Raw genomic sequence first — 18,502 nt, forward strand, 5'->3', positions numbered from 1 at the left:
TTTGTAATTACTAAGGAGGCTATTAGATGGTTAGTGAATCTGATATTACTTATTTAGAGAGATGTGTCGAATTAGCAGAACAGGCACTGAATAAAGGAGACGAACCGTTTGGATCTATATTAGTGAGCTCTAATGGCAACGTTTTATTTGAAGATCACAACCATGTTAGTGGTGGTGATCACACTAGACACCCTGAGTTTGAAATAGCGAAATGGGCTGCTAATCATTTAACACCAGAAGAGCGCAAGACAGCAACGGTTTATACTTCTGGCGAACACTGCCCGATGTGTGCCGCTGCGCATGGTTGGGTAGGTCTTGGAAGAATTGTTTACGCCAGTTCTTCTGAACAATTAAATATGTGGCTAAGTGAGATAGGCGCACCACCATCACCAGTAAAAAGTTTACCTATCCATCAAGTTATTGAAAATGCTGATGTCGATGGTCCAGTTCAAGCATTGGCAGAAAAAGTACACACTTTACATTTAAAGTTACACAAAAAATAGTTAGATTTCTTGCTAAAAATTTTAAAAAGCGCCTTAAATTGGACGAAAATAGTTCTCCTCAATATTTGATGAATATTGAGGAGTTTTTTATGTCTAAATTAGTTGCTGTTGCCATTACTCGATTTAGAAAGATGGCACTTTGTTTAACTACATTTGAAGCAAATTCATTAGTTTTAATTTTTTAATAATCCCAATCAATTAGGATAACTTTCTGCTTATCGATTAATAATGAGATATTTTAAATTTTACTAATTGATTTATTAAATATACACTTTCACGACATTAAATACATATATTGATATAATTTTATCACAATATAAGTTTCTTATTGCTTACCAAATAATAAAACTGATTATTTTGAAATTGAGTATTGCTTTAGTTAGTCAACTAATATAAGATAATATATAATTTAAGATGATGGTCGGAGAAAAAGAAAAAGTATTTACTTAAACAGGGATTAGAGGTCATCGGCTGAAAGCTTCTATACTTATAAATACTTTACTACTTTGGAGATATGTATGAAAATACATCGTTTAATAACATGTTACGTTGTTCAATGAGCCCTAATTGGTTAACAAATCAATTAGGGGAATTTGGGTGGTACCACGAGACTGCGCTCGTCCCTATATCTATAGGGATAAGCGCAGTTTTTTTATCATAAATAAAAGGAGTGTTATCAATGTTTGCAGATAATGTGAAAGTTAAACTATCAAATAATAATGAATTGGAGGTGCCCCAAGAAACAACGTTACTTCATATTGCTAAAAATATTGGTAGCTCTTTTTCAAAAAAAGCTGCCCTAGGATATGTTAACGGCGAATTAAAAGAACTTAATTATGTACTCGAGGAAGATTGTAAAGTTAATTTCATTACTTTTGAAGATCAAGAAGCCGAAGAATCAATGAGATATACATTATCTTTTTTAATTAGTTATGTAATTCAAAATCACTTTGAAGGTATTGAAATCGCTGATATAGGCGTTAATAATGAAGTTTTTTATTGTGATTTCCAAACTCCAATTAAAAACCTGAACAAAGATGATTTGAAACTCCTCAACAAATCACTTAATAAGCTTATAGAATCTAATCCAACAATAGAAGTATCTGAGGTACCAATAGAAACAGCAAAGCAAGTATTGGGAGACAAAAAATACATGAAATATCATGTTGAAAACAGCGAGGATAGTAAGGTTAGAATTGCTGAAATTGGAGACTATAAATCATTAATTAGTTATCCAATTATTAATAATTTGTCGAAACTCAAAAATCATAAACTCGAAAATATTTCATCTACAAATTGGCTGAGAGATGTTGATAATGAGTCCCTACAACGTATATCAGGTATCGCATTTTCTAATAGGAAATCCTTAGAAAAACACGAAGCATTTCTTAAAAAATATGAAAACATTAATCATAGAAAAATAGGTAAAGAACTCAATTTGTTTACATTTTCTGATTATGCACCTGGTATGCCTTTTTATAAACACAATGGCCAAATTATACGTCTTGAACTTCAAAACCTTTTAAGAAAACTACAATTTGAAGAAGATTATGAAGAAGTTTATACACCGTTTATAATGAATGAGTCATTATGGAAGGATAGTGGGCATTGGGATCACTATAAAGATAATATGTATTTTACAGAAGTAGATGATATAAAATATTCATTGAAGCCTATGAATTGTCCAGGTCATATGCTCATTTATAAAAATGAGCATCACTCATATAGAGATTTACCTATTCGAATGGCCGAATTTGGTCAAGTACACCGTCATGAGCTAAGTGGCTCTTTAAATGGTTTGTTCAGAGTAAGAACTTTTAACCAAGATGATGCCCATATTTATGTGAGTAAAAACCAAATAGAAAGTGAAATTCTTAATGTACTTAATCTAATTGATAAGGTATATACTATCTTCGGGTTTGACTACAGTATCGAGTTATCTACGCGTCCAGAAGACTACATGGGAGATATAAGTTTATGGGATTTTGCCGAAACATCTCTTGAAAATGTTCTAAAATATAATAATTTAAAATATACAGTTAATGAAAAAGATGGTGCATTTTATGGACCGAAAATAGATATCCATATTAAAGATGCATTAGGTAGAAGTCACCAATGTGGCACGATACAGCTTGATTTTCAAATGCCTGAAAAATTCGATTTAAATTATATTAATGAAGCCAATGAAAAAGAAAGACCTGTGGTTATTCATAGAGCAATTTATGGATCTATCGATCGCTTTTTAGGTATTTTACTTGAACACTATGCTGGCAATTTACCGTTATGGTTAGCGCCAAATCAGGTTAATGTCATACCTGTTAATAACAACATACATTTGAATCATGTAAGTCAAATTAAAAAGCAATTAAAATCTAAAGGTATAAGAATCAGTGTTGATATAAGCGAAGAAAAAATGGGCTATAAAATTAGAAATGCTCAAATTAAAAAAGTTCCCTATACTATAGTTATCGGTGATGATGAAGTAAGTAATAATACATTATCAGTTCGAAAATATGGCGAAAATGAAGGCCAAATGTATAATGTGAACGAATTTATAGCAATCGTTATGAATGAAAATAATATATTAAACTAGTATTAGGAAGATGAAAGGTTTACTAGAATCAGCTAGTAAACCTTTCTTTTTATAAATTTTGGCTAACTATTATTTTTCTTCGAGCAGACTTAGAATTAATTTGAGTTATTTTTATTCCATTCCATAAAATATTCATATTCTTGAGTTTCATCTTCAAAATCTTTAGATATAATTTCAAAATTATGTTCCAGATAAAATTTAGTAGCTCTAACATTCTTCTCATATACATATAACTTTAGCATTTTATAATCAGTTTTTAATTTTTTCAGAAACAACTTTCCTATTCCTTTATTACGATAACTAGCATTGATAAAAATCCCTGCAATATAATTTTCATATAAGCCTGCAAACCCAACTATTTGATTATCCTCGTAGTAGACATAAATGGTTGAATCAGGAAACATCTTTTTTACTCTGTCTAGATTTCCAATCCAATAATCACGATTTATAAAACTATGAGCATCTAAATTCGAATTTAGCCAAATATTTGAAATCATTTCTTTTGATTCAGAGTCTAGCATAGTTAGTTTTTTTATCATTAACAAGGCTCCCTTCAATTAAATCATCTTATTACTTTCACATCTTCTAAGCTCATCTTAAAATCAAGCATTTCTTCTTAAACGACTATTTTCATTATAACTAAATAAAAACAAACCGTTTGCTAGAATGAAAATCAAAGCTATTATCACATACAATGTGTGTAGTGATATTACTTCCAATAATAATGAAGCTGAATAACCAGCTATGGGTATAGTGCCCCAAGTAAATAAATATATCGTAGCATTTACTTTACCTCTTATATTTTCAGGAACAATTTCATATTGAACTGTGGTTCTTAAAACACTCCCAAAGCTTCTACAGAGATATCCTAAAAATACACCTAAGAAGAATAAATATGATTTTGAAATAAGTAATAAAAATGGAATACTTAAAATGAGGTTTACTACCCCTATTGATTTTTCAAAGCTAAACTTTTTAATAATTATATTAGGAAGTACCGAACCAACTATAGCTCCAAATGAAAGCAATCCTATTATAATTCCTGCTAATTGATTACTTAATTCTAAATATCTTACCAAGTATAAAACCATGGTATTTGTAAGTATTGTCATTGAAAAATTAATCCCCATTGTAACGATGATTATCAAAATGAGTTTTCTATTTTTTAAAATATATTTTAACGAATTGAGATTAAGTTTTTCGTTATTCTGATTAACATCTTTTTTATACGAATTGCTATCCAATCTTCTTAATTTGTAAGTATAAATTAAGAAGTTTAGTATCTGCAAAAGCAGCAATATAAACATAGTGACATCTATACTATTAGTTAACGTAAAAGTTATTATTGGAGATATAAAATTGACAACTGATCTAACTAGTTGAACTAAACTATTAATAGAAGTTAAATCTTCAGTAAAATAATCTGGAATAAAAACGCTTGTATTAATTTCTAAGACACTTGAAGATAAGCTCATTACAGCAATAATAATAAATACAATCGCAAAGTCATTCATGTTACGCAGTACAGTGAAAATAAAAATCAAATTCAACATGATATAGACTAAATATGTGAATATAGGCACTTTCACACTAGAAAATTTGTCGATGAGATATCCTGAGAATTTACTAAATATGATAAAGCCTATTGAGTAAGTTGACGTAAGGAACACTATTTTAGAATCAGAGAATTGCCATGACGTTATACCAATTAGTGGTATGAGATAAATAATCATGTCATTTATCAATAATCGATTAAATTCAGTAAAGATAAAGTTATTGCGCATTTTTCAACTTTCCCGAATACATAGTGTTAGGGTGAAGCTTTTCGAAAACCTTTATTACACCTTTATATAGAATCTTTGAGTACATACTAAACCTCTTATAATGACTGAATTCAACCTCATAAATGAATTGTTCTTCTAAAGTTAATAAACTCATACTTCTTAACATGTTATCCCCTCTTTTAACACGAAGTAAAATTACATTTTTATTTTATATCGATTTGTGTTGTTCATCAACTATATTATAATTTTTATTTTCTATTGAATGGGCAACTCTCTTCATAAAAAAACACTTTCGTTTGAATTCAACGAAAGTGTTTATATTACTATGACTTATGCTCAACTATATAGAAAGATTACTTTTAACTAATTGAACCTTTTATTTATATCATGAACGGCTTTTTATTGTTTCATCGAGATCTTCTGTATTAGATTCTAAGTTAATAACGCTGTAGTATGGTTTAGATTTAATCCGATCTTTATCACCGATAACATAAAATTCTTTTTTAGCCCTTGTGACAGCAACGTTTAATAGATTGGGTTTTGCGCATGACCAATTGACTGCACCATCTTGATTATTGTCAGTTCCTATTACAAAATAAACTTTCTTTGCTTCTTTACCCTGAAACGTATGGACAGTTCCAATTGAATTTTTAATCCAGTCACTTATTTTTTTAGAATCGTCACTTACAGTTTGAATCAATTCTTTTCTTGCTAATAATTGAATTTGTTTTTTTACTTCAGTAAATGGGGAAATAACATAAACGCTTGGTTCATGCTCACCATTTTCTATAGCTTGTTTCCAATCATTTTTAAGTAGTGCTATGACTTTATCTCCTTGTTCTTTTACGAATTGTCTCTGTACCGAATTACCTTTAATATCATACCATCCAGTTTTACCTATATTAGTAATAGTTTCAGGTAAGACCATTTTATTATCATAGGCAATTTGATTGGCGATAGTAAACATTGGCTTTAAACATCTTCTATGTACCCATAATGGAATTCCAATCCAATACTTACTATCTTCATCATCCGTCTGAGTCTTCCAATATCCATATTTATTCGCAAAATCAGCTACAGTTTGAACAGAAGATGCTTTTGAAAGTAAACGTTCATGAATATGATAGCCTTTTCTAATATTAGCTATTAAATTATCTTCCATTGTTACTACTGGCTCTATTTGAATAGGATCTCCAACTGCTATCACTTTCTTAGAACGATATAATGCTCCGACTGCTGCTTGTGGGAGGGCTTGGCCTGCCTCGTCTATAAACAAGTAGTCAATAAAGTCTTTAGGCAATCCTCTATACATTGATGCGAAACTTGCAAAGGTCGTACTCACTACAGGAAAAATAAGATGCATCACATTCCATGCATTCGTCACACGAACTGGTGCCGAATCAAGATATGAATTACGCGCTTTAAAGTCTTGCATGGCATAATAAACTGGACCATTATTGGCAATTAATATCAATTTTTGTAGTTCCATTGCTTTTAAAAATAATAACCCACGATGATATTGTAATTCATTAGAATTCCACAAATTTTCTACCTGACGCTTCTCATAATTATCCTCATCCCAAAAATCAGATTCAGGAAACGTCACTTTGGAATTATCTTTGTATTTATTATACTCCGTCAGTTTGATATTACAGTCATTTACTTTTTCTTCGTCATTTTTTATCTTTTGCTCGAAATCTTTATTATTATTACTTATCTCTTTTATACCTTTTTGTAAATCGTTGATTTTTGTATGGTAAGTCTTTTTTTCTTCTAATAACTTTATTTTATCTTCTTTACACTTATCTAGATTGTCATCATTAGTTTGTCCAAACCATGACTTCATTTTCTCAAATATATTATTTGGATTATATGTTTGAATCATTTCATCAATTGTTTCAATTTGTTGCTCTATATATTGAAAATCATTTTTTACATTCTCTAATTCAGTGTTTTTGTTTGATAAATCTTTATGGTTTTGACTTAAACTTTCTTTCAATATTTCCATTTCTGATTTTAATTCTTTTTCTTTATTTAATAATTGTTCATTTTCTTTATATTTATCATATGCTTCAACTGATAATTGTTTTAATTCTTTCACTTTTTTGAGTTCTTCATTAAAGTCTTTCTTACAAACTTTCCATTTTTGCTTTAATTGATTATAACCAATACTAGTATTCTCATTTTGCAACAACCTCACTAATGAAGTTTGCTGATTATCAGATTTTGAATCACTATTAAGGATTTGATTCATTACTTTATTGATATTGTCACTTTTTCCAAATACGCCTGAAAATAACCCCCACGCTGGTTCACCTATTAATCGAGATGCAATCGTGCTAAAACTTTTCAATTCATCAGTCGCTTTACTATAATCTAATTCATATTCTGGAAATGCCTTCCCTTCAGGATTACGAACTACTTCTTCCATTTTTGGTAAATCTTTAGATATATTTTCTACTGCACCATTATTACTTGATGCAACTACCATTTTAAATTTAGTGAATTCCTCTTTTAACACTTTAATAGGATAAGCATCTGTGTCATGTATTTTAACATTTTCAAAAGCATCCCGTGGATCATCTAACACGGCAAAGGCTTTAGCTCGCTCAACAACTAAGTGTGCAAAGATATCTTTTAATAAAGTCGTTTTCCCTGTCCCTGGAGGACCATTTACCGTATTAATATGTTCATTACTACTTGTTATACGATTTACAGCTAGTTGTTGCATTAAAGATAATTTATGTTCAATTTGTGATGGCCAACGACCATCTGGTAAATTTTCTGGATGTAAGAACTCCTCAAACACTTCTTTATTTTCATCTACTTCAATACGCTTTGTATCATCTATGCCTTCAATATAAGCTTTCAATGTTTGGTTAGGGTCTTTACGAGCTCTTTCTATATCACCAATAAAGAAACTATTAAAATCAGGATCTGGAGATTCACTATTTTTAACATATTCAATCGTAAAATAATGTTTGAATATGCCATTTGTTTCAGAAATAAGTACAGCAAAAAAGTCACGGTACTTTTCATCCAATTGCTTAATTTTGTCTTTGTTAATCGGCTCATCTGCAATAATTCCATTAAATTTTTGCTGGAATTTACGTTTAGAGTCATTAAATATTTGTTCTATGTTTGCACTCTTATTTTTTCTAATTTCTTTAAGTGCACTCATAATCATAGGGATATGTAGACTATCTGTTACTACTTTTCCATTTTCATCAGTTTGGAATGTATAACCATAACAACGCTTTTCATTTGGGTTAAAAATTTCTGTATTATCGTTAAAAATATTTTGAATTTCTTTATCAATTTCTTTAAAATAAAAGCAATTTCTATATAAACGAAATATTCTTTTACCGTATTTTTGAGGTTGCTCTGCAATTTTATATCGTTCATCATTCCATATATCATAATAATCTTCAAAACTTTGTAATTGCTTTTGTTGTTCATTATTTTGAAAATTACCTTTAGATAAAGTGCTTCCCTTGTCATATTTAACTTCACCAGGTTGTAAAGATTCTACTAGTAACCATGCTGATAGAGTATCATTAACTAAATTCGCCATTTTGTCTCATCCTTATGTAATTAAGTTCATTCGCCTTATTTTAACAATATTCTGAAAAAATTCATAATGGCTATAAATATTAATACGAATTGTGCCTTTATTCAGTTATAATTTCATAAGGGGGATTTTCATTGACCTAATGTATATTTTAAGGTTTCTTATGAATAACAAAGAGTATCATTTGAACCATAAATCTAATTAATTTCAGCTGATCAAATTGATGATACTTGTAAGAGATTTTTAGCTTCAGATGTTAAATATCGCTTTTTAATTGATACAAGTGCAAAACGATATTTTTGAAAAGATGCCCGTAGAATTTAGAGCATTAGAAGTTTTTATGAAATTTTAAATGTAAGAATTGAGACACGAAATAGAGGATTTTAATAGAATAGTATGATTTCTATTAAACATAATTCAGCTTATCGGAAGTGCATATGCTTACACTTTCACAAATGATATAATAACAGAGTCGTCTTAACTTCCGGCGATATATTCGACGGAAGGAGGTGAGACCAGTGGAACTACTTTTTGTTAGTATAATTGCACCTGTTGTTTCAGGATGCATAATTGCGGGTTTTACGTTTTGGCTAAACAACCGCGATAAATAATAAGGCGACACCAGCCCACCAAAAAGAACCCCCAACCTATTCCAGTAGGTTGGGGGTTCGGTGTTCCAATGGAACTACTTTTTGTTAAACACATTATAACATCATAAGTGGTTATAATGCAAAGTCATAATAAAATTAGAATATAAATACCAGTGGAGTCAAAAACAAATATCTCATTAAACATCCTAAGGATATATAACCATATAAATGAAATAGATTACAGAATATTAAAGACTATACGCTACTACAAATTTTTAATTGTCTGTTATTATACCAACACTATTAACTTGATGTTTTAAATCTTTCAAAATATTTATCTATAATTTTATCATAAGTCAAATCAGTATTAATCAGTAAATTTTCGCACTCTATTTCTAAACTACTTTTGTCTAAATGACTATTGATTAAATTTTTTAAAAAACATCTTATATCATCTTTTAATAAATTTAGTTTTGCATAAGTTAAAACATAGGACTCTTCTGCTTGTGCATTACTGGTAGCATTATTATTTGGATGAACACTAGCACGTATAAATTCATAGTTAGGATATTCTTGTCTAAACCATTCCCCGGCAACCAATAATTGACCGTGATTTTCTTTATTAAACGAATTTTTCTCTTTCTTCCTACTTTTTGCCTCTATTACGATTGCTTTTTCTTCTGAAATTAACCATAGAATATCTGGTCCTGAGCCATTATAATCAAGTCTTTGTGAACTAAATCCTAAAAATCTCCCTAATTCAGCCAGAGATTCTTCGAATTGGTTTGATGACGAATCTGGATGTAGCTTTTTAGATATTTCATCAAATTTATGTAAAATTGCTTGTCTTTGTCTATAAGCTCCTATTATTTCAGCTATTTGTTTTGATTGTTTGCCTGGTATATTTATTTTCCGATAAGGAGCTTTTGTTTTGGGCCTATTTAAATTGTTATTGTGATAAAAAGCTTGCTTATAGCTATCTTCTGACTTTTCCTCATTTCCCCAATCAAATGCTATTCTTGCTATATTATGTTCATACCATCCACTTAACCTATCTTCTAATGTATGATTAGCTACATATTTTTCAAGTTTGTCTATAGCTTTGTTATGGTAACCAAATTTCCATAAATCTAAACTCTTTCTCTCTACTTTTGCCAAAGTGAAATTCTTCTCAAAGGTACTTTCTTCTAGCAATTTTGAGAGGTTAGAATTATGATGATCAATCCAATCCTCATCTCTTTCTAAACTCTGTATAATTGTATTTTTAAGTTCTTCAGGTTCTTTTACTGCCTCACTTACTTTCTCCCCAATTTTGAGTTGAGATTTTGTTGCGCTAGTTAACATATTGAAATTGCTGTTTTGACTTATCCAATCAGATAATTCTTTTCCTACTAGTAAAACGACACAATAATCACCAGATCCTCTTGCTGCTCTTCCTATGCCTTGTTCTATTCTTTGGGCTATTATATTTGCAATTGTAGAATCATTACCTAATATAGATGATAAATATATCTCATATAATGAATTTCCTTTAGGTAAGCCATTCATTACTAACAAACGACATGCATCATTTGGTAAATCAATACCATCATACCTGTTTGAAAAAATCACAGGTTTTTCTACACGCTGATTTTTTAAATTTTCAATATATTTTTCAATATTATACTTAGCAACATAACCAATATCTTCATATTTTTCAGACTCAGTAAATGAATTTGTCAAAACAACGGTATTAGCTCCTTCTGATTTAACGAAATGTTCTATAAGCATCTTATTCATTTTTTCATCGTAAGAAAAAGGCATCAAATCAGGCGTTAATATCATTCTTTCACTTATACCAGCTAGAGAAGAAGAAGAAAGTGGGTTTTGAACAGAGTCGAAATCTGCATCAAACATTTTAATTAAATTACTATCGTCAGCTATAGTCGCAGACATATAGATTCTTCTTTGACATTCTGTAAAACTGCTAAACTGATCAATCAGCGGCAATATTGGTGTAATGTTAATTTCATTTTTATTTATTAAAGTATGACAAAGATTTAGGTGATTTCTTAGTAATGGCCATTCAATATTTTCATTAATTTTATTCCGATTCAAAATCTCAACTACTGCATCGGTTTTAGATAGCCATGACCAATATGGTACTTCTATAATATTATTTTCCTTATTAGATACTATATCATCTAAAGTCCCCATCTTATCAATTGTTCTAAAATCTTCTCTGAATAAATCAATAAGTTCACCATAAGCTTGTGATGCCTTATTTATAGTCAAAGTGAAACTATCTCTCAAGATGGGGAAGGATGTATGGGCGTCATCTAAGATAATTCCACCTATTTTTTGAGGAATTTTAGTTCCACTTCCAACTATACCAAATTTACTTTTACCATTAAAAAGAGCCTTATAAGATGCAACCATAATGGATTTACCATTTTTAAATTCATTAGATAGGGGTTGCCCTTTTTGATATAATACAGCTTTTATACCAAAATCTTCTGCCATCTTGATTGTTTGTTGAGCTAATTGATTAGTCGGCGATAAATATAATACTGGTTCACCTAATTCGTCCATAGTTGATTGTGCTATCAACAATCCTACTAATGTCTTACCTCCACCGGTATGTAGTTTTATAACTGTATCTTTTTGATTTCTTTTTTTAAACCAATCCACTAGAATATCTTTTTGATTTGAAAATAAGTCATTAAAATATTTAGGTTTACGATTTCTATTTATAATTTCCCAAGGTTCAATTGGACTTATACTCTCTTGATAATTATCTAATTTCTTAAAGTTTACCATGTTAACACCCCACTGTTATGTTTATCGTACTTTAAAATTGAAACTAAATATTTTGAGTATATAATTTATTTAGTTGAAAAATTTTAAAATCCCAGATAATCAATGCTATTTGTTAACAAATAGCATTCTGCTTGATATTGATTTAAGGAGATTATACCTCTGGAAAATTTAGTTTCTTACTATAGCTCTTTTAATATACATTAATTTTTCTCTTTTAACTATAGCAATAATATTTTTTCATATTAATATACTTTCGTGTTACTTTATGTTTATTATATCAATTGAATTGGCAATCTTACTTATGAAGGAATTGGCTGTATATTTTAATATAACTAGTACTATTGATGATAAAAATCAAATAGATTTATCATTTAGTAGAAACTTATGTAAATTTTCTTTTAATTTATTTATTTCTTCGAATTGGTGAGTGTAAATTAATGAGGTAAAGTTAGAAATAATACTTTCACATAAAAAAATTTGTTCATTGGTAAGACTAACATTTTCTGAATTATAATAATTTAGGAAGGAATACTCTATTTCTTTGATGCACTGAATATCCTGCCCCTTATTTAGTTCATTTGAATTTTCTATTATTTCAAAGCAAATACTAGCTTTATTTTTTAAAAGAGCATATTTTCTTTTTTGCAAATTCGCTTTTTTTTTATTATTATTTTTATCGTTGAGAACGTCTCCTAATAGTAATACTATTAAAGGAAGGAATATAGCTATTAGTAATTGATCTTCATAATTTTTTTGACTTATCACTGTTTTTTTTAGATCATCAGCTTCTTTCATACCTTTTTCATTTTGTATAACCTGTTCATGCATTCTAGCATGATTAATTTTATCAATATCTTTATTATATGGGCTATATTCACTATCGTTATATAATAGCATTAATAAAGGCATTATTATCAATATTATTAATAATATAATTTTTTTCACTTATTTCTTCCTCGTTTCTCTTTTACAATTCGATAAATAGTTGATCTACTAACACCGGTTTTCTTAGCAATCTCTTCGCCTGTAAGTTTTTGTTCATCGTATAGAAACTTAATTTCTCTTTTCTTATGCTCAGACAATGAAGGTCTGCCGCCTTTTCGACCTCTTGCTCTTGCTGCTTCTAATCCTTTTTTCGTACGTTCACTTAATAAGTTAGCTTCCAGTTCAGCAAATGCACTCATCATGGTAAAAAAAATCTTGCCCATCGCATCTTGGGTCGATACGTTCATATCTATAATATGTAAATCGATACTGTTTTCATCCAACCATTGTGATAACTCAATTAATTGTTTCGTTGTACGGCCAAGACGATCTAATTTATAGATAACTAGAATATCGCCTTCACGTAAATAATCCAAACACTTATCAAGTTCCGTTCTTTTCGTTTTGCGACCACTCGCTTTCTCACTAAAGATACGTTCACAACCATATTCCTCAAGCGTATCAGTCTGTACATCGAGACTTTGATCTTGTGTTGATACACGTGCATAACCAATTTTAGCCATTTGAATACCACCTCTTTTAATCGTTTTATGGGTGCTTATTAATGAAATCTAATTCTCGATGCAAATAAGCGCGTCTCTCATCGTCTAAAAACTCATGATTTTTGATATTTATGATACATTGATTATAACACAAGTTTTTAGACTTAAATATATAAGAAAAACCTCTTAATTTATAGTTAAGAGGTTTTGTGTCAAAAATGAACGTTTTAAAATTCGATATGAATTACTATATTTTAATCACTAACTTAGATTTTTAAAAAAGAATACGTCTCCTTTTCACCATTTCTCTACCTTTAAGTATTAATATTTGGAAAATTTTCTTGATAAGTGATTACTATTATATCACTCCTATATCTCATTATACGAACGCAAGTTTTTAATGCAAGGAATGGTTGAATTTTATAGTATCAAATGCTGTCCATCACTAATTTTATATGGTTTTCTTTCAATTTATAGACACTATATATAATTGAATTAAGTTGCTTATGAATTTCAACGCTATAGTCTATTAATAATATATTTACTAGTTCAGTAATTTTCTTGTTTTCTTCCTCAGTTGGATATTTAATAGGTATTTGACCAACATATTGCCCATCCAAATGTACGGTTAATTCAGCATTATTAATCACCATATACTTAAGATAAAAAGTCGCTAAATGTGAATTAAGAATAGCAACAATATATTCATAAGTAAATGACTCATTGTTTAATAACAGGTTATTTACAGTGTCATCATTAGGTCGTTCTTCTTGATCAATTGTCGCAACTATCCTAGGTTTACTCGACATAAGATTTTGATATATTATCTTACGGTTAGTATAACCATCTTCATGGATTTTCACTTTTTTTAAATCACTATTATTAATATAATAATCGGGTTTACGTACATTGTTATTTTTAGTATTAAATTGTTCAATATTTATACCACCAAGATATTGAGTATTCATTTCAGTTTCTTGATTAGAGAATATAATATTCTTCTCTCTTGCCTTCCCTCTAGGAAATGTTGCTATTTCTGAAAGTTTAAAAGTATCCTGCTCAATATAATCGATAACAGATTTTCTTTCTTCTGTTAAAGAATGAAGAATTCTATTTCTTTCATACAAATACAACTGAGGTAATAAAAATGGTTCTTCTTCTTTTCGTTGCACTTTTACTAAATGATTATTAGGTTCTTCATTTTTAGCAAACACAATAATTTGTTCCAATCCAACACCATCGAATGCTTTACCTACATCATAGCTCGCTAATAATTTACTATCTCTCAATATTAATTCTCTAATTTTCCACCATGATCTCACATATGATAATCCTTTTGGAACAATGAAGTTAAAATAGCCACCAGGTTTCAAGAGTTTAAATAAACCGAGATAGATAAATACAGAACTTATATTTGTTTTACCATATTTCACTTTTGAAAAAGAGTCGGTTGATTCATATAGTTCTCTTGATTCTTTTTCCAGATTGAAATAGGGTGGGTTACCTATAATAATATCAAACCCAATAAATTTTGCTTCATTATCCAATATTTCAGGAATTTCAAAACGCCACTCAAATACATTTTCTATATTTTTTCTTTTTTCTATTAAAGCTAGGTCTGTTTCTATTTTCTTTAAATCTTTTCTTAGTGCTTTTCTTTCTTTATTTATACTCGCTTTAGATTCTAACTGAAACAGTGTTAATTGTTTATCTAGATGATAAATTTTTTCATTAACCTTGTTTTTCTTGATTTGTAAATTACGTTCAGATTTTATTACATTTTTAAAAGATGCTTTAATTTTTATTAAAGCATTATCTAAATTCCTTTTTTCTTCCTTACTACTTGCATTAATATATTGTGTTTGCAAGGCTTTATATTCTTCTACTTTAAATTTTGCGCCTTTTGTAAAGTCACCTACGTTACTATCTACGGGATAAGCACTTAGTAAAGAATCTCCGACCTTGATATTTATATCTATATTCGGTAAAGATACAAAATCAACACCTGACTTCTTAGGATCATAATACGAACTTTTTAGTAGTTCAATCCATAAACGTAAACGACAAATATTAACAGAGTTAGGATTAATATCAACACCGAATAAACATTTCTCAATTATATTCTTCTTTTCTTTAAACATTGTTTCTTGTAACCTTTGGCTCTCAATAGAATCTGGATTATATTGAAATTCACCATCGTTATCTAAAATAATCAAATCATCATCTGAAATTTTAAATATATAATCCTTAATTCTTTTATTATTAGAATCCACTAGAATTCCTAGCTCATGTTTAATAGATATCAGTTTGTTTAACGCTGATATTAAAAAGTGGCCAGAGCCAACGGCAGGATCACATATCTTAATGGATTCAATAATTGAATTGGCTTCAGGGATGTTATCAATGCTGTTGTATACATCAATTAATGACTGACATTCCAACCCTTTCTTTTCATTAAATTTATCAATTACAGCAAGTTCTATAGTATCGTTAGTCATGAGTGATGTAATATTCGCAGGTGTATAATAAGAACCATCTTTGTACCCATTTAGCTTTTCAAAAACTAACCCAAGAATTGCAGGATTTATAATTTGCGAATGATCAGAACCCATTTTCTTATCACTAAAACTATAGTAACCAAAGAAATCCATCAAATAATCTGTAAATCGGACAGGCCCGCTATCTTTATAACGTAGTTTAGTTTTATTGTATACTTGCATTTGAATGTTCTGTAATGAATTAATAGAGAAAACTTCTTGCTCTAGTTTTGTTAGCTCAAATAACGAACTATTTAAATAAGGAACGGATTTGAAAGATTGCTTTATATGAGTAGCTCGCTCCTTTGAAGGGATAGCCAGTACCTCAAAAAAAAGTGAATGTAAATCATAAGTGTTCTCTATATTATTTTTATTAAAGAACGATTTATTTTCTTTATTATTATTTATATCTTTTAAAAAACCTTCAAGCAACTTAATGAATAAAACGCGATTTATCCACGTAATAACTAACTGTAATGCAATATTAAAAAGCTGTTCATCCTTTGTTTTTCCATATCTATAAATAAAATCTACATTGTCTAATTTATTTGATGTATTGATTTCTGAGATAATATTTTCTATTAAACTACCTGCTTGTCGATCTTTAGGATCCAAGCGAGCAATTATTTTCTTTTCTTTTTTCTTAACTTCTCTCAATCCAAGTATGTATAGAAGCTCATCATAAAAGTTCTTATCTATATTTTTTTTGTTTCTAGGAATAGGCTTTTTCAAAAGGAAAAATGGAGTAAAGATTAAATGTAATGAATCTAGTTTTCGACTATAATTTTTTTCTTCGAGAAATCGAGTATATTCACTTAGTGTAAAGTGTAAGCATGGTATTTTGCTGTATTGTAGTTCTTCATCTATGAAAGGTTTCGCTATTTCTTTATAAAAAAAGTCAGTGCTTATACCACTTAATTGTCCTTCAATAAATTGTTTATAGTATTTAATTAGTTTTTTGTTATTATATACATGCTTTTCAAAATCTGTAGCATCAAAGACAAACCAATTATCTATATCTGTTATAATAAGTCTTTTTAATTTTAAATTATTATATGTTACTCTTTCTCTTAGATAATATAGAATGAGTTCCTGTAAAGATTTAACGTTAATTCTATCGATACTCATCATTTCTGCCTTATTGCTACTTCGTTTGACCTCAATAATTGCTCCTACATCAGAGTAGTAATCATTAGTGTTATATATTGCTAAATCTGTACGCCCTTTTGTATTAATAGCATAATTATTGATAAGATTAACTTTTAGAAACTCACTAAGGATATTCTTATTAAATTCTTCTGATTCATTCACGTTTGTATCTTTTACTAATCTACTCAAACTTTCTTTAAAAGTAAGATATTCATCAGTACCCGAAGTATTCCGTTTTAATGATGAGGATAAGTAATCATTCACATTGTAAAAATCCATATACTAATCTATCCTTTCTAATTTGGATATTATAACGTCTTTTATCAAATTATATCATTCAAGATTTTACTACTTATATTTAATTAATTGATAAGTTTTCAAAAATTTTGTCAGTTATTTTCGATTTCTCAATAGAGTAGCTACTATATCCTACTAAATTATCGTCAAAAAATTCAATTGCAAATAAAAGTATGTCTCTTGAAAAATGTTCATCAATATATTCACCTGGAATTATACGGTTATCGTCTTCATAACTACAATATAACGATTTTCATCTCAGGTCTTTTAACTTTCCATTATTCTCTATCTATGTTATTTCCCTTTATCTTTACAAAAATTTTAAATATTTTTCTTTTAACGGTCGTTGCGTGGAATTAACATGACAGCTATAGTCGATTTTTAAATGAAGATATAAGTCTTATTTATTCAAAGAATATACCAACAATCCCTCCCACAACAACACTTTTTAATATCGTAGTGCAATACTAATTAATATGGTTGTTATTCTTTACTTTTTTGATGAATTTCGGTGACCATATTTATTCCTAACCGTATATAAAACTTCTTCTTATTATCATTCCAAAATCTTCTTTCTTCCAAAGTATCTTTAGTAGTATGTCTAAAAATTTGTGTGTCTTGTCTAAATTTTTTTAAATCATTATTATCTAGAAAACCATAGAATAATTCTGGAGAAACTACTTTAAATTTATTTTTTTCTTTTAAGAAGTATTCAATGCAATTGCACAAAGTCATTAATTGATCATTTACAGTTTGTGTATCTAAATATCCTCTCCCATTTGAAATATCTCTAATTATATAGTCTAGGTCTTTATTGACGTTAAATGAACTGTGGTCACTTCTATTGCATAGTTTTAAATTTGTAATTAGCTCTCTACGCTCTGACCAAGGGATAGAACCTGATGCATCATAGCCTTTATTAACTCTGATGTAACTTCTTATCTCATCATATGCAAAACTTTTAAGGCTTTGCTGCTTTTGAATTAGATTCGGGAATTGTTTAATGTAATATCCTCTATCCTTCAACCATTTTATAATTTCTGTATACTCTCTTTCATCTTCTATTGTTAAATCACTAAATTTTTTGGTTCCATGTCTTTTAGGCTTCAAGGTCTCTTGAAAACTGGCAAACAAAGTCTCTATATCCTCATATTCATAATTAGGTAATATTATCAATTTTCTCATTCCTTTA

General features: G+C 29.1%; 11 protein-coding genes. 3 read left to right on the plus strand and 8 right to left on the minus strand.

Features of this window, described 5'->3' with window-relative positions:
- Positions 1-26: 26 nt before the first annotated feature.
- The gene (locus AST02_RS08190) at positions 27-503 is read left to right on the plus strand and encodes a nucleoside deaminase (protein WP_069817272.1); all 477 of its coding nucleotides are present in this window, start codon (positions 27-29) and stop codon (positions 501-503) included.
- Positions 504-1,182: 679 nt separating this feature from the next.
- Positions 1,183-3,096 carry a threonine--tRNA ligase gene (thrS, locus tag AST02_RS08195; protein ID WP_069817274.1) on the plus strand — a complete coding sequence of 638 codons (1,914 nt, stop codon included), beginning with the start codon at positions 1,183-1,185 and terminating at the stop codon, positions 3,094-3,096.
- Between the two features lie 95 nt (positions 3,097-3,191).
- On the opposite strand, the gene AST02_RS08200 is transcribed toward thrS, so the two are convergent.
- From AST02_RS08200 to AST02_RS08210, 3 genes are all read right to left on the minus strand, one after another.
- The gene (locus AST02_RS08200) at positions 3,192-3,635 is read right to left on the minus strand and encodes a GNAT family N-acetyltransferase (protein ID WP_069817276.1); all 444 of its coding nucleotides are present in this window, start codon (positions 3,633-3,635) and stop codon (positions 3,192-3,194) included.
- A gap of 63 nt (positions 3,636-3,698) precedes the next feature.
- On the minus strand, positions 3,699-4,880 hold the full coding sequence (locus AST02_RS08205; RefSeq protein ID WP_069817278.1) for an MFS transporter: 1,182 nt from the start codon (positions 4,878-4,880) through the stop codon (positions 3,699-3,701).
- 385 nt (positions 4,881-5,265) lie between these two features.
- Positions 5,266-8,454 carry an AAA domain-containing protein gene (locus AST02_RS08210; RefSeq protein ID WP_069817280.1) on the minus strand — a complete coding sequence of 1,063 codons (3,189 nt, stop codon included), beginning with the start codon at positions 8,452-8,454 and terminating at the stop codon, positions 5,266-5,268.
- A gap of 515 nt (positions 8,455-8,969) precedes the next feature.
- On the opposite strand from AST02_RS08210, the gene AST02_RS14215 reads away from it, so the two are divergent.
- The gene (locus AST02_RS14215; protein WP_107553951.1) at positions 8,970-9,062 is read left to right on the plus strand and encodes a type I toxin-antitoxin system Fst family toxin; all 93 of its coding nucleotides are present in this window, start codon (positions 8,970-8,972) and stop codon (positions 9,060-9,062) included.
- A 282-nt stretch (positions 9,063-9,344) separates the two neighbouring features.
- Here AST02_RS14215 and AST02_RS08215 read toward each other — a convergent pair whose 3' ends face one another.
- From AST02_RS08215 to AST02_RS08235, 5 genes are all read right to left on the minus strand, one after another.
- Entirely contained in the window at positions 9,345-11,840 is a 2,496-nt protein-coding gene (locus AST02_RS08215; RefSeq protein WP_069817282.1) for a DEAD/DEAH box helicase family protein, read from the minus strand.
- Positions 11,841-12,194: 354 nt separating this feature from the next.
- A complete protein-coding gene (locus AST02_RS08220) occupies positions 12,195-12,785 on the minus strand; it encodes a hypothetical protein (protein ID WP_069817284.1) in 591 nt (196 codons plus the stop codon).
- Complete coding sequence (locus AST02_RS08225) at positions 12,782-13,348, minus strand: recombinase family protein (RefSeq protein ID WP_069817286.1); 567 nt, start codon at positions 13,346-13,348, stop codon at positions 12,782-12,784. The genes AST02_RS08220 and AST02_RS08225 overlap by 4 nt, the downstream gene beginning before the upstream one ends.
- Before the next feature lie 407 nt (positions 13,349-13,755).
- Positions 13,756-17,292 carry a DUF7149 domain-containing protein gene (locus tag AST02_RS08230; RefSeq protein WP_069817288.1) on the minus strand — a complete coding sequence of 1,179 codons (3,537 nt, stop codon included), beginning with the start codon at positions 17,290-17,292 and terminating at the stop codon, positions 13,756-13,758.
- A gap of 501 nt (positions 17,293-17,793) precedes the next feature.
- The gene (locus tag AST02_RS08235; protein WP_069817290.1) at positions 17,794-18,486 is read right to left on the minus strand and encodes a hypothetical protein; all 693 of its coding nucleotides are present in this window, start codon (positions 18,484-18,486) and stop codon (positions 17,794-17,796) included.
- Positions 18,487-18,502 lie beyond the last annotated feature (16 nt).

It is taken from the genome of Staphylococcus equorum, from assembly GCF_001747895.1.
GTDB lineage: Bacteria > Bacillota > Bacilli > Staphylococcales > Staphylococcaceae > Staphylococcus > Staphylococcus equorum_A.

Bases quoted from the DNA above. Each gene is read 5' to 3' on its own strand.
- AST02_RS08215 (WP_069817282.1), bottom strand. From the start codon at position 11,840: ATGGTAAACTTTAAGAAATTAGATAATTATCAAGAGAGTATAAGTCCA.
- AST02_RS08230 (WP_069817288.1), bottom strand. From the start codon at position 17,292: ATGGATTTTTACAATGTGAATGATTACTTATCCTCATCATTAAAACGG.
- AST02_RS08200 (WP_069817276.1), bottom strand. From the start codon at position 3,635: ATGATAAAAAAACTAACTATGCTAGACTCTGAATCAAAAGAAATGATT.
- AST02_RS08190 (WP_069817272.1), top strand. From the start codon at position 27: ATGGTTAGTGAATCTGATATTACTTATTTAGAGAGATGTGTCGAATTA.
- AST02_RS08205 (WP_069817278.1), bottom strand. From the start codon at position 4,880: ATGCGCAATAACTTTATCTTTACTGAATTTAATCGATTATTGATAAAT.
- AST02_RS08210 (WP_069817280.1), bottom strand. From the start codon at position 8,454: ATGGCGAATTTAGTTAATGATACTCTATCAGCATGGTTACTAGTAGAA.
- AST02_RS08225 (WP_069817286.1), bottom strand. From the start codon at position 13,348: ATGGCTAAAATTGGTTATGCACGTGTATCAACACAAGATCAAAGTCTC.
- thrS (WP_069817274.1), top strand. From the start codon at position 1,183: ATGTTTGCAGATAATGTGAAAGTTAAACTATCAAATAATAATGAATTG.